The sequence below is a fragment of the Stenotrophomonas sp. 169 genome (assembly GCF_014621775.1).
Classification (GTDB): domain Bacteria; phylum Pseudomonadota; class Gammaproteobacteria; order Xanthomonadales; family Xanthomonadaceae; genus Stenotrophomonas.
Window position 1 is genome coordinate 1,711,088 of the sequence record NZ_CP061204.1, and the last position, 11,925, is coordinate 1,723,012.

The 11,925-nt window shown below is 65.5% G+C and carries 13 protein-coding genes; 8 read left to right on the forward strand and 5 right to left on the reverse strand.

Annotated features, from left to right (window positions below; all coding sequences use genetic code 11):
• Positions 1–19: 19 nt before the first annotated feature.
• Positions 20–505 carry a DUF456 domain-containing protein gene (locus ICJ04_RS07400; protein WP_188326868.1) on the reverse strand — a complete coding sequence of 162 codons (486 nt, stop codon included), beginning with the start codon at positions 503–505 and terminating at the stop codon, positions 20–22.
• A 231-nt stretch (positions 506–736) separates the two neighbouring features.
• On the opposite strand from ICJ04_RS07400, the gene ICJ04_RS07405 reads away from it, so the two are divergent.
• A complete protein-coding gene (locus tag ICJ04_RS07405; RefSeq protein WP_188326869.1) occupies positions 737–940 on the forward strand; it encodes a cold-shock protein in 204 nt (67 codons plus the stop codon).
• Between the two features lie 98 nt (positions 941–1,038).
• Here the strand turns inward: ICJ04_RS07405 and ICJ04_RS07410 are convergent, their stop codons facing one another.
• On the reverse strand, positions 1,039–1,530 hold the full coding sequence (locus ICJ04_RS07410; protein WP_188326870.1) for a glycine zipper 2TM domain-containing protein: 492 nt from the start codon (positions 1,528–1,530) through the stop codon (positions 1,039–1,041).
• Between the two features lie 185 nt (positions 1,531–1,715).
• Between ICJ04_RS07410 and ICJ04_RS07415 the strand changes: the two genes are divergently transcribed.
• The gene (locus tag ICJ04_RS07415; RefSeq protein WP_188326871.1) at positions 1,716–2,510 is read left to right on the forward strand and encodes a tRNA threonylcarbamoyladenosine dehydratase; all 795 of its coding nucleotides are present in this window, start codon (positions 1,716–1,718) and stop codon (positions 2,508–2,510) included.
• Between the two features lie 216 nt (positions 2,511–2,726).
• On the opposite strand, the gene ICJ04_RS07420 is transcribed toward ICJ04_RS07415, so the two are convergent.
• Both ICJ04_RS07420 and ICJ04_RS07425 read right to left on the reverse strand, forming a co-directional pair.
• Positions 2,727–3,500 carry a TatD family hydrolase gene (locus ICJ04_RS07420; RefSeq protein WP_188327237.1) on the reverse strand — a complete coding sequence of 258 codons (774 nt, stop codon included), beginning with the start codon at positions 3,498–3,500 and terminating at the stop codon, positions 2,727–2,729.
• Positions 3,497–3,709 (reverse strand): DUF6116 family protein, encoded by a 213-nt coding sequence (locus tag ICJ04_RS07425; protein WP_188327238.1) that lies wholly within the window; start codon positions 3,707–3,709, stop codon positions 3,497–3,499. Before ICJ04_RS07425 ends, ICJ04_RS07420 begins: the two co-directional genes overlap by 4 nt.
• A 164-nt stretch (positions 3,710–3,873) precedes the next feature.
• Between ICJ04_RS07425 and ICJ04_RS07430 the strand changes: the two genes are divergently transcribed.
• The 6 genes from ICJ04_RS07430 (at position 3,874) to ICJ04_RS07455 (ending at position 10,252) form a co-directional block, all read left to right on the forward strand.
• Complete coding sequence (locus ICJ04_RS07430; RefSeq protein WP_274602778.1) at positions 3,874–4,698, forward strand: glycine zipper 2TM domain-containing protein; 825 nt, start codon at positions 3,874–3,876, stop codon at positions 4,696–4,698.
• A gap of 158 nt (positions 4,699–4,856) precedes the next feature.
• Positions 4,857–5,513 (forward strand): glutathione S-transferase family protein, encoded by a 657-nt coding sequence (locus tag ICJ04_RS07435; protein ID WP_188326872.1) that lies wholly within the window; start codon positions 4,857–4,859, stop codon positions 5,511–5,513.
• 84 nt (positions 5,514–5,597) lie between these two features.
• Positions 5,598–7,562, forward strand: coding sequence for an asparagine synthase (glutamine-hydrolyzing) (gene asnB, locus ICJ04_RS07440; protein WP_188326873.1), 1,965 nt, complete (start codon positions 5,598–5,600; stop codon positions 7,560–7,562).
• 96 nt (positions 7,563–7,658) lie between these two features.
• On the forward strand, positions 7,659–8,219 hold the full coding sequence (locus ICJ04_RS07445) for an NAD(P)H-dependent oxidoreductase (protein WP_188326874.1): 561 nt from the start codon (positions 7,659–7,661) through the stop codon (positions 8,217–8,219).
• A 225-nt stretch (positions 8,220–8,444) separates the two neighbouring features.
• Entirely contained in the window at positions 8,445–9,869 is a 1,425-nt protein-coding gene (locus ICJ04_RS07450) for a replicative DNA helicase (RefSeq protein ID WP_188326875.1), read from the forward strand.
• Between the two features lie 161 nt (positions 9,870–10,030).
• A complete protein-coding gene (locus tag ICJ04_RS07455) occupies positions 10,031–10,252 on the forward strand; it encodes a hypothetical protein (RefSeq protein WP_188326876.1) in 222 nt (73 codons plus the stop codon).
• Between the two features lie 150 nt (positions 10,253–10,402).
• Here the strand turns inward: ICJ04_RS07455 and lpdA are convergent, their stop codons facing one another.
• Complete coding sequence (gene lpdA, locus ICJ04_RS07460) at positions 10,403–11,839, reverse strand: dihydrolipoyl dehydrogenase (RefSeq protein WP_188326877.1); 1,437 nt, start codon at positions 11,837–11,839, stop codon at positions 10,403–10,405.
• Positions 11,840–11,925 lie beyond the last annotated feature (86 nt).

An 11,925-nucleotide genomic window follows, 5' to 3' on the forward strand; every position in this document is an offset into this window, starting at 1 on the left:
GACCGTGAAGGCGGTGCGTTCAGAAGAACCAGGCAAAGGCGAACAGGCCCAGCATCGCCACCCCCAACGCAAGCTTGAGCGCGAGGCCCAGCAGGATACCCAGCCAGGTGGACAGCCCCACGCGCGTAGAGCGGCCGAGTTCGCGGGTGTGCCAGTACTCGCCCAGCAGCGCACCGACCAATGGGCCGAGGAACAGGCCGATCGGCATGAAGAACAGCCCCGCGATGCTGCCGACGAAGGTGCCCCACAGCGCTTTGCGACTGGCCCCCACCCGCTTGGCACCGACGACCGTTGCCAGGATGTCGACCACGAAGGACAGTACGGTCAGTAGGGCCAGCACGAGCAGGGTGGGCCAGCCGACATGGACGAATCCGTCAGCCCACGCGGCAAGCAGCAGGCCGAGGAAGACCAGCGGGATACCCGGCAGGGCGGGCAGGGCAATGCCCGCGATGCCGACAACAACGAGGAGTGCCGCTAGCAGGTACAAGATGAATGAAAGGTCCATGCTTATCCGTAGGGAGGTCGAAATGGTCTTGACACCCGGCAAATCTACCCGTTGCAAATTCGTTTTGCTCGGGTTAAGTTGACCTCGCTGAGCTTGGCAAGGTCACCGTGGATCGTGGCCTGGTGTTGGTGGATCGTCACGAACCGCTGCATCGTTGCACCTCGCTTCCCCCTTGCTGTCAGCCGCCTGCCAGGGCGTATCCAACAACAAGACAGTCAGGGAGTAGGCAAGATGAGTGAGAAGGGCACCGTCAAGTGGTTCAACGACGCCAAGGGCTTTGGTTTCATCAGCCGTGAGAGCGGCGAAGATGTGTTCGTGCACTTCCGTGCGATCGAATCCCAGGGCTTCAAAAGCCTGAAGGAAGGTCAAGAGGTCGAGTTCGAAGTCGTGACCGGCCAGAAGGGTCTGCAGGCGGACAAGGTGAAGCCGCTCTAAGCGCGCACCGCACATCCTGCGGGAGAGACACCAGAAGGGCCCGCTCGCGCGGGCCCTTCTTTGCTTTCATCCGCTTGGAATGCAGAGCAGGCGGACGATCAGCGCAGGATCACGCGGCCATTCACCACGCGAACGTAAGTGTTCTCGCGGATGCCGGCCAGGTCACGCTGGTTGACCACGATGGTGCGCCCGTCGTCCATGCGCACCGAGATGTCGTAGGTATCGCTGGTGACGTTCTTCTGGATCTGGTTGCCTGCCAGGGCACCACCGACCGCGCCTGCTGCAGCGGCGATGTTCTTGTTGCCGCGGCTGCCGCCGGTGTGGTCGGAGATCTCATGGCCGGCAACGGCGCCGACGATGCCACCCAGCACGGCGCCGGTGGCGCTCGGTGCAGCGCGGCCGGAGGCGACGGTGTTGATGCGGGTCACGATGCCGCAGTCCGCACAGCGATTGGTGTTGTAGTTGCCGCCGCTGTTGCCGTAGCTGTTGTTGTTGTTGTTGTAACCGCCGCCGCCGTAACCCGGGGAGGTGGCACAACCGGCCAGGGCGAGCGTGGCAATGGCACTTGCGGCGATGAGCTGGATCTTCATGGTGGTTCTCCTGGCCAGAATGAGGTGGTGGAGCGTCTGGTGCGCGTGGGGGGATCGTCCTGCTTTGAACGTGAACGGAGCGCCAACCACGCCAGGTTTAGATGGCTGGCGGATGAACCGTTTCCGCTTCGCCCCTCGAATGAGTGGGATGCGAGGGAACGCGCGAGCCGCTTTACACTATGCCGATGAATGAATCGATCAAAGAGCGCTTCGCCGGCGTTGAACGGCTGTATGGGCGGGGGGCACTGGAGACGCTGCAGGCACGCCGGGTCGCGGTGGTCGGCATGGGAGGGGTGGGGTCGTGGGTGGTGGAGGCACTGGCGCGGTCGGCCGTGGGCCACCTGACCCTGATCGACGCCGATGACATCTGTGTCTCCAACACCAACCGGCAACTGCCCGCGCTGGAGGGCAACTACGGCCGTAACAAGGCGGTCGCGATGGCGGAACGGTGTCGCGCCATCAATCCCGCCATCGACGCGGCCGCGGTCGAGTCGTTCTTGACGCCTGCGAACATGGCGGACCTGCTGGACCACGGATTCGATCTGGTGATCGACGCCTGTGACAGCTTCCGGGTGAAGGTGGAAACCATCGCCTGGTGCCGCCGCCGCAAGCTGCCGCTGCTGACCGTGGGCGCCGCCGGTGGACGCACCGACCCCACCCTGGTGCGCGTGCGTGATGTGTCGCGCACCGAGCACGATGCCATGTTGGCGATGATCCGCAAGAAGCTGCGCAGTGAGTTCAATTTCCCGAAGAACGCGAAGCGCTACTTCGGCGTCCCGGCGGTGTATTCGCTGGAGAACGTGCGTTACCCGCAGGCCGATGGCAGTGTCTGCGGGATCCGCCCGAACCTGGGCGCCGATGCGGCGATGAAGCTCGATTGCGGTGCTGGGCTGGGTGCAGCCACCCACATCACCGGCGCCTTCGCCTTCGTTGCCGTGGCCAAGGCACTGGAGATGCTGCTGGCCCCGGCAAAGCCGTAACGACCGCCGCCATCGGCGGCGCGATCCAGGTAGAGCCGACTTCAGTCGGCTGCTTGGGGGCGACCGCCCGGGTAGCGCCGAGCCACGCTCGGCGAGCGCAGCGGCAGCGTCATCACGATGCGCGGTCCGGGCCACGATACGAATGCGCAGGACAGCAGCCGACTGAAGTCGGCTCTACCAAGCTGCCTCTACCAAGTCGGCTCTATCCCATGCCGGTTACACCACAGGCAGGCCGAACAGTCGCTGCGCGTTGGCCGTGGTCGCTTCCGCAAGGACATCTAGCGAAATGCCGCGTAGCGCCGCAATCTCGCTGGCGATGTGATGCAACCGCGCCGGTTCGTTGCGTTCGCCGCGTATGCCGCTGTCCGGCTGATCGGGCGCATCGGTCTCCAGCAGCAATTGTTCCAGCGGCATGTTCTGCACCAAGCGGTGCAGCCGTTGCGCGCGGTCGTAGGTGACCGGTCCACCCAGGCCGAGCAGGAAGCCGGCCTTGTGCAGCAGCGCGGCCTGCTCGGGGCTGCCGGAGAAGCTGTGCACCACACCGCGCAGCCCGCCGACCCGTCGAATGGCGGCGATCACCGCATCGACGGCGCGCCGTGCGTGCACGATCACCGGCAGATCGAACGCGCGTGCCAACTCCAGCTGTCCCACGAAGTACAACTGCTGCTGCTCGCGGTCCAGGTCATCGATGAAGAAGTCCAGCCCGCACTCGCCGATGGCACAAGGACGCTCGCGCTCGATCCACTGACGCAGCGTCGCCAGATCGGCAGGGGCGTGGTCGGCGAGGAAGACAGGATGCAACCCATAGGCGGGGAACAACCCCGTGTCCTGCTGGCAGACCGCCCGCAGCTTCGGCCAGCTGGCGGCGGTGACGGCGGGTACCACCTGCTGCCGCACCCCGGCCGCGCGTGCCCTCGCCACTACCGCGCTGCGGTCGACATCGAACTCGCCCGCGTCCAGATGGCAATGGCTGTCGATCAGCACGGTCAGCGCAGCTCCAACGGCGGCGCCGCAGGTTTGCGCGTTTTCCAGCTCGCCAGCAACAGCGTGCCCATGCCCAGCAGGAGTTCGTCGACAAAGGGAATCGGATCGGGCACCACCAAGGTGATCGCAAACAGCCCGGCAGTGAGCTTGAACAGGGTGGGGAAGCGCAGGCGGCGCGCCCAGCCCAGCACGGGCAGCAGCATCGGATTGGCCATCTTGGATTTCCTCGCAGGACAGGCTGCAAACGCTACCACGGCGTCCGGATGGCCGTTTCCTGAATGGGAGGCGGAAAGATAAAGGTCTTGTCGAGATTCCGTTCAGGGAGCGCGTGCTGCAATCCGCATTGTGAACGTTGCGGGTGGTCCGCAAGGAGCAGGTCATGAAAACTACTACTACTACGGTCCTGGTCGCTGCAGGTGCATTGCTGGTCGGTGGCATTGCCACGGCTGCCTTCATGAAAAGCGGCGACAAGAGCCCGGGTTACGTGACCGCCGCCGATGGAACGGTGCTGCCGGACGCTGCGCTGGCCGATGACGGCGCGCGCACCGACGCGCTGGATGTCGATGCCAAGCGCGGCCTGGAATATGCCGACGTGATGAAAGTCGCCCCGATCACCCAGAAAGAAAAAGCCTATGCGACCGTGATCGGGACCGAGGCGGTGCGCCAGACCTCCAGCACCCAGACGCCGCATGAAGTCTGCGAAGACGTCGTGGTGCAGGAACGACTGCCCGAGCGCGACGGCAACGTGGGTGGCACGGTCGCCGGTGCGGTGATCGGCGGCCTGCTGGGCAACCAGGTAGGCGGCGGCAATGGCCGCAAGGTCGCCACCGCAGCGGGCGCCGTGGCGGGTGGCATGATCGGCAACAACGTCGACAAGCGCCACGTCGGCGGTCGCGTGGTCAATCGCACCGAGCGCCAGTGCCACACCGAAACCACCACCTCCGAGTCCAGCCAGGTCACCGGCTACAACGTGACCTATCGCAACGAAGACGGCACCACCGGGACGATGCGCATGGACAGCAAGCCGGGCACCCGGATCGCCATGGGGACTTCCGATGTGGTCAAGGGCTACGACGTGACGTATCGCTACGACGGCGCTGAGAAGACCATCCGCATGAACGACAAGCCGGCCAGCGATCGTCTGCCGGTGGTCGATGGCCAGTTGGTGACCCAGACCGCTGCAGCCGCGAGCAACCACCAGTAACGCGCTTCACTGACCGCAGTCGCTGCAAGGACGAGGCCGGCGCAAGCCGGCCTTTTCCGTATCCAGCGGTGGCTGCAGCCCGCTTGGCAAGGCGGCGCACAGTTGCCAGACTGCCCAGCACGCGCCGGCGTGGCTGGCGGCCCAGAGGGAGTGCAGTGATGGCGGATGAGCGGGTAGGTCTGACAGTCCATGGGATGTCCGTATCGGGCAACTGCCACAAGGTGCGGCTGCTGCTGGAGCAGCTCGGCACGCGCTATCGCTGGGTAGAGGTGGACAGCGCGCACGGACAGACCCACGAGCCCGGGTTTCTGGCGCTCAACTTGAATGCCAAGGTACCCGTCGTCGTACGCGATGACGGGCGGGTACTGCCCGAGTCCAACGCCATTCTGTTCTGGTTGGCGGAAGGCACGCCGTTCCTGTCCAGTGATGGCTGGGAGCGCGCACAGACCCTGCGCTGGATGTTCTTCGAACAGTACAGTCATGAACCGTACGTCGCCGTGGCGCGCTTCATCCGCGGATGGGTGGCTGCGGATTCGCCGCGGCATGCAGAGCTGCCGCAGTTGCGCGAGCGCGCGGCGCAGTCGCTCGCCGTGATGGAGCAGCACTTGGCCGGCGCATCGTGGTTCAGTGGCCGCCAGTACGGGATCGCCGACATCGCACTGTTCGCCTATACGCACGTCGCGGGCGATGGCGGCATTTCCCTGCAGGCGTTTCCGTTGATCAGCGCATGGCTGCAGCGTGTCCGCGCGCAGCCTGGGTTCGTGCCGATGCCTGCGGTGACGGCCGAGGTGCAGGCGCGGTTCGACGCGCAATAGCCGGGCCGGTCATGGACCCGCCCTGCGCCACGGGCGACAATGTGCAGGTAGCGTCCCATCGCCCTGGGCGCAGGAAGCAGATGCATGTGTGGATTGGCGGGAATGCTGTTGCCGGCACCTTCGATGGAGGCCGGACCCCTGCAGGCGCTGGCCGGGCGGATGGGCGATGCGTTGCTGCATCGCGGACCGGATGATCGCGGTGTGTGGGCTGATGAAGCGGCGGGCGTGGCCCTCGCACATCGTCGCCTGAGCATCCTCGATCTTTCACCGCTGGGCCACCAGCCGATGGCCTCGGCCGATGGCCGCTACGTGATGGCCTACAACGGCGAGGTCTACAACTTCGCTGCGCTGCGTGCCGAGCTGGAGCCGCATGGTCACCCGTTCCGGGGTCACTCCGATACCGAAGTGCTGCTCGCGGCGATCCTGCAATGGGGGCTGGACGATACCCTGCAGCGCTGCAACGGCATGTTCGCCATCGCGCTCTGGGATCGCCACGAGCAGTGCCTGTGGCTGGCGCGCGATCGCGTCGGCAAGAAACCGCTGTATTACGGCTGGGCGGGTAGCACGCTGGTGTTCGGATCGGAGTTGAAAGCGCTGTGGCAGCATCCCGATTTCGACAACGACATTGACCGCGACGCGCTGACCCTGCTGCTGCGGCTGGACTACATTCCCGCGCCGCACAGCATCCACCAGGCATGCTTCAAGATGATGCCGGGCCGTGTGCTGCGGCTGGATGCGGCCATGGTGGAGGCGGGCGCCTCCGCGCATCGGCCGGAGCAGGCGCAACGTCCGTTCTGGGACGCGCGTGCGCGCATGCAGGCTGCCTTGGCCAACCCCTTCCGCGGCAGCATCGACGACGCCGAACAGCAGCTCGATACCTTGTTGCAGGATGCGGTTGGCCTGCGCATGGTCGCCGACGTGCCGGTCGGCGTGTTCTTGTCCGGCGGCACCGATTCTTCACTGGTCGCCGCGCTCATGCAGGCGCAGAGCAGCAAGCCGGTGCACAGCTTCAGCATCGGCTTCAGTGATTCGCACCACGATGAAGCGCCGCTTGCCAAGGAGCTGGCCGCGCACCTGGGTTGCGACCACACCGAGCTGTATGTCAGTGGGGCCGATGCGCTGGCGGTGGTGCCGCAGCTGCCGACGATGTTCGATGAACCCTTCGCCGACGCCTCGCAGGTACCGACGGCCCTGGTGGCCCGACTGGCGCGGCAGGGTGTCACCGTGGCGTTGTCCGGTGATGGCGGCGATGAACTGTTCTTCGGCTACATGCGCTACGTGCGCGCGCTGCGCAACTGGCAGATGCTCGGCCGTGTCCCGGCCCCGCTGCGGCGCTGGCTGGGTGCGCGTTCGACGGGGCAGGGCGAGGCCTCGCGCACGGGGGGGCTTGCGGCATTGCTCGCCGAGACCGGCGCGCGCGGCATCGGCGATGTGTACCGCAACCGGATCTCACGCTGGCGCGACCCGCTGGCTGCCGTGCAGGGTGCCCGCGGGGCGGGGAGTTTCTATGACCTGGCCGATCCGCTGCATGGCGCCGGCACACCCGCCGACGCGATGATGCTGGCCGACTTCGTGAGCTATCTGCCCGATGACCTGCTGTGCAAGGTCGACCGCACTTCGATGGCGGTAAGCCTGGAAGCGCGTGCGCCCCTGCTGGACTGGCGGGTGGCTGAGTTTGCGTGGTCGTTGCCGCTGGCGTTCAAGCGTCAGGACGATGTGAGCAAGGTACTGCTGAAGCGCGTACTCGGACGCTATGTGCCGCAGTCGATGGTGCACCGACCCAAGCGCGGCTTCGGCGCGCCGGTCAGCGACTGGCTGCGTGGCGACCTGCGCCCGTGGGCCGAGGCGCTGCTGGATCCGGGCCGGCTGCAGCGTGAGGGCGTGCTGTCCGCTGCGGCCATCCAGCCGCTGTGGCAGCAGTTCATCGGCGGCCAGCGCAAGTGGCATACCCACCTGTGGAACGTGCTGATGTTCCAGGCGTGGCAGGCGCACTGGCGTGAGACGCGCGACAGCATCCGTGCAGCCAGTCGGCAGGGCGGATCTGTGTGACTGCGCGAGCGGGCAACATGGGCCTGCTCGCGTGCCTTCACCCAGCCACAAGGCGGCCGCCACTAGGGTGAAACATCCCCAACGCGAGACCATCCCATGGCCGAGTTCACCATTGCCGTCCTTGTCGGCAGCCTTCGAAAAGAGTCGATCAACCGCAAGCTGGCGCGCGCGCTGGAAAAACTGGCAGCGGGCAAGGCGCGCTTCGACTTCGTGCAGATCGGCGACCTGCCGCTGTATGACCAGGATTTCGACAGCGACTATCCGGCCGAAGGCAAGCGGCTGAAGGACCAGATCAAGCAGGCGGACGCCGTGCTGTTCGTCAGCCCTGAATACAATCGCTCGGTGCCCGGTGTGCTGAAGAACGCCATCGACATCGGCTCCCGGCCGTATGGACACAGCGCGTTCGCTGGCAAGCCCGCCGCCGTGATCGGTGCCTCCATCGGCGTCATCGGGACGGCGGTCGCCCAGCAGCACCTGCGCAACATCCTGGCCTACCTGGACATGCAGGTGCTGGGTCAGCCAGAGGCCTTCCTGCATTTCAAGGAAGGGCTGATCGATGACAACGGCACGATCACCAACGAAGGGACGCAGAAGTTCCTGCAGGACTTCGTCGACCGTTTCATCGCGCTGGTGCAGGTCCACGCCAAGGCTGTCTGAACACCCCGGTCGCGGTCGCCGGCTGGCGGCCGCGATCTGCGATAATGCACCACGCGGGCGTCGCAACGATGCCTGCCATCGGCACCACGACATCGCAGCGCCACGTTGGTCATGCACCGGTGGATATCCCCCGTTTGCCCACGGCTTATCCACAGGCTTGTCCATGGCGGCAGGGGTTCGCGCGTGCCTACACTGATCTCGCCAACCCGTAGGAAATTCCGCCGTATGTCTGCCCGTTCCGGCTTCCGTTCCGACCGTCGTGAGCGTTCCGACCGCCACGACCGCGATGACTCGCGCATTGATTCGCTGCGTGTGCCGCCGCATTCGGTGGAAGCCGAGCAGGCCGTGCTGGGCGGCCTGATGCTCGCGCCGGAGGCCTTCGACCGCGTCAACGAGCAACTGGCCGAGGGAGACTTCTACCGGCGCGACCACCAGATGATCTACCGCGCCATCCGCGAGCTGTCCGAGCGTGACCGTCCGTTCGATGCGGTCACGCTGGGCGAGTGGTTCGAATCGCAGGGCAAGATGGAGCTGGTCGGCGACGGTGCCTACCTCATCGAGCTGGCCAGCACCACGCCATCGGCGGCGAACATCGTGGCCTACGCGGAGATCGTGCGTGACAAGGCGGTGCTGCGCCAGTTGATCCAGGTCGGCACGGACATCGTCAACGACGGCTTCCAGCCCGAAGGCCGCGAAAGCAGCGAACTGCTGGCCAGCGCGGAAAAATCCGTGTTCGCCATCGCCGAGCAGGGCGCTCGCGGGCGGACGGATTTCGTGGCGATGCCGGGTGCGCTGAAGGACGCCTTCGAGGAGCTGCGCAACCGCTTCGAGAACGGCGGCAACATCACCGGACTGCCGACCGGGTACAACGATTTCGATGCGATGACCGCCGGCCTGCAACCGACCGACCTGATCATCCTCGCGGCTCGTCCCGCGATGGGCAAGACAACCCTGGCGCTGAACATCGCCGAGTACGCAGCAATCAAGTCGAAGAAGGGCGTCGCGATCTTCTCGATGGAAATGTCGGCCTCGCAGTTGGCGATGCGCCTGATTTCATCGAATGGCCGCATCAACGCCCAGCGCCTGCGCACCGGTCAGCTGGAAGATGAGGATTGGAGCCGGGTGACCGGCGCCATCCGCATGCTGAAAGAGACCAAGATCTTCATCGACGATACGCCCGGCGTGTCGCCGGAGATCCTGCGGTCCAAATGCCGTCGTCTGAAGCGCGAGCATGACCTGGGCCTGATCGTGATCGACTACCTGCAGTTGATGAGCGTGCCGGGCAACAGCGAAAACCGCGCGACGGAAATCTCCGAAATCTCGCGAGGCCTGAAGGGCCTGGCGAAGGAGCTCAACGTGCCGGTGATCGCGCTGTCCCAGCTCAACCGATCGCTGGAAACGCGTACCGACAAGCGCCCGGTGATGGCCGATCTTCGCGAATCCGGCGCTATCGAGCAGGATGCGGACATGATCGTCTTCATCTACCGCGATGATTACTACAACAAAGAAAACTCGCCGGACAAGGGCTTGGCCGAGATCATCATCGGCAAGCACCGTGGTGGCCCCACCGGCTCGTGCAAACTGAAGTTCTTCGGTGAGTACACCCGGTTCGACAACCTGTCGCACGATTCGGTGGGGTCGTTCGAGTAAGGGACGTAGCGCCGAGCCCTGCTCGGCGCTACCAGCATCATGGATGCGCGCGCGGGGTTCGTCGGCGCATCCGGCGTTTCGTCGCATTCCGCTTGCACCGCGCACAGCGGGAGGGAAGGATGGTCTCCAGGCGGCGCGGTGCCGTCGTAGGAGCCCCTGTCATGAAGACCCTGTTCGCGCTCGGCGTGTGGTGCCTGCTGTTCGTGCTGTGCTGGCCGCTGGCGATACTCGCCCTGATCGCGTGGCCGTTCGTGTGGTTGATCAGCCTGCCGTTCCGCCTGGTGGGAGTGACCCTGTCGGCCGTGTTCGCGTTCCTGTCGGCGGTCTTGATGCTGCCCGCGCGCCTGCTCGGCGGTGGGCGACAGCCAGCCGCCGCTCGGTAGAGCCGACTTCAGTCGGCTGGCGGTCGTAGGTCATGTAGCCCGCAGCCGACTGAAGTCGGCTCTACCCAGGGCAAAGCAGCCGGCCGGCCCCCTGAGGCCACAAAAAAACCCCGCCGAAGCGGGGTTTTTCGTTACGCCACCAAAGCGGTATCAGTTCGCCTTGTGGATCGCGCGCTTGCTGACCGCCATCGCGGCGTCGTGCACCACTTCCGACAGCGACGGATGGGCGTGGCAGATGCGCGCGAGATCATCGGCCGAACCGCTGAACTCCATGGTCAGCACGCCTTCGTGCACCAGCTCGGACACATTCGCGCCGACCAGGTGCATGCCCAGGATGCGATCGGTTTCGGCGTGTGCCAGCACCTTGACGAAGCCGGTCGGCTCGATCATCGCAACCGCACGGCCATTGGCGGCGAACGGGAAGCTGCCAGCCTTGTACGGAATGCCTTCCGCCTTCAGCTGCTGCTCGGTCTTGCCGACCCAGGCCAGCTCCGGCTCGGTATAGATGACCCACGGGATGGTGTCGAAGTTGACGTGGCCCGGCAGGCCCGCGATCAGCTCGGCCACGGCGATGCCTTCCTCGAAGCCCTTGTGTGCCAGCATCGGGCCGCGCACGCAGTCACCGACCGCCCACACGCCATTGACGCCGGTGTGGCAGTGCGCGTCCACTTCGATCTGGCCACGCTCGTTGATCTTGACGCCGGTGCCTTCAGCCAGCAGGCCCTTGGTCGCTGCGCGACGGCCGACGGCCACCAGCAGCTTGTCCACGGTCAGCGACTTCTCGCCTTCGCTGTCAGTGTAGGTCAGCGCGACTTCGGCCTTCTTGCCCTTGCCGGTGACTTCAGCCTTGGACACCTTGGCGCCCAGCTTGATGTCCAGGCCCTGCTTCTTGAACTCCTTCAACGCGACCTTGCCCACTTCGGCGTCGGCGGCGGCCAGGAAGTCCGGCAGTGCTTCCAGGATCGTCACTTCCGACCCCAGGCGCTTCCACACGCTGCCCAGTTCCAGGCCGATCACACCGGCGCCGATCACGGCCAGGCGCTTCGGGACTTCGGTGAAATCCAGGCCGCCGACGTTGTCGACGATGGTCTCACCGTCGAACTTGGCGAACGGCAGTTCGATCGAGTCCGAGCCAGCGGCGATGATCACGTTGGTGCCCTTCAGCTCGACGATCGAGCCGTCGTGCTGGGTCACCTTGACCACGTTGTCCTTCTGCAGCTCGCCGAAACCGTAATACGCAGCCACCTTGTTCGCCTTGAACAGCATGGCGATGCCACCGGTGAACTGCTTGACGATCTTGTCCTTGCGGCCAACCATCGCCTCGACGTCCATCTTGGCATCCTTGAAGCTGATGCCGTGGTCGCCAAAGATGTGGCCCATGTTCCAGTACTGGCGCGAGGAATCCAGCAGCGCCTTGGACGGGATGCAGCCCACGCGCAGGCAGGTGCCGCCGAGCGCCGGCTTGCCGTCCTTGCCCAGCGCCGCGTCGATGCAGGCCGTCTTCAGGCCCAGCTGCGCGGCACGGATGGCGGCGTGGTAACCGGCCGGGCCGGCACCGATGACGACGACGTCGAATTGTTCAGCCATTTGAAGGTTCCTTGTTGCATTCCTCGACCCGTGGAACGGATCGGTGGCGCGAGGCGCCGGGAGGCGGGCAGGGCGGTGGCCGTGCC

Excerpts from the sequence above, each read along its gene's own strand:
- ICJ04_RS07400 (WP_188326868.1), bottom strand. The coding sequence starts at position 505 with ATGGACCTTTCATTCATCTTGTACCTGCTAGCGGCACTCCTCGTTGTT.
- ICJ04_RS07405 (WP_188326869.1), top strand. The coding sequence starts at position 737 with ATGAGTGAGAAGGGCACCGTCAAGTGGTTCAACGACGCCAAGGGCTTT.
- ICJ04_RS07410 (WP_188326870.1), bottom strand. The coding sequence starts at position 1,530 with ATGAAGATCCAGCTCATCGCCGCAAGTGCCATTGCCACGCTCGCCCTG.
- ICJ04_RS07415 (WP_188326871.1), top strand. The coding sequence starts at position 1,716 with ATGAATGAATCGATCAAAGAGCGCTTCGCCGGCGTTGAACGGCTGTAT.
- ICJ04_RS07425 (WP_188327238.1), bottom strand. The coding sequence starts at position 3,709 with ATGGCCAATCCGATGCTGCTGCCCGTGCTGGGCTGGGCGCGCCGCCTG.
- ICJ04_RS07430 (WP_274602778.1), top strand. The coding sequence starts at position 3,874 with ATGAAAACTACTACTACTACGGTCCTGGTCGCTGCAGGTGCATTGCTG.
- ICJ04_RS07435 (WP_188326872.1), top strand. The coding sequence starts at position 4,857 with ATGGCGGATGAGCGGGTAGGTCTGACAGTCCATGGGATGTCCGTATCG.
- asnB (WP_188326873.1), top strand. The coding sequence starts at position 5,598 with ATGTGTGGATTGGCGGGAATGCTGTTGCCGGCACCTTCGATGGAGGCC.
- ICJ04_RS07445 (WP_188326874.1), top strand. The coding sequence starts at position 7,659 with ATGGCCGAGTTCACCATTGCCGTCCTTGTCGGCAGCCTTCGAAAAGAG.
- ICJ04_RS07450 (WP_188326875.1), top strand. The coding sequence starts at position 8,445 with ATGTCTGCCCGTTCCGGCTTCCGTTCCGACCGTCGTGAGCGTTCCGAC.
- ICJ04_RS07455 (WP_188326876.1), top strand. The coding sequence starts at position 10,031 with ATGAAGACCCTGTTCGCGCTCGGCGTGTGGTGCCTGCTGTTCGTGCTG.
- lpdA (WP_188326877.1), bottom strand. The coding sequence starts at position 11,839 with ATGGCTGAACAATTCGACGTCGTCGTCATCGGTGCCGGCCCGGCCGGT.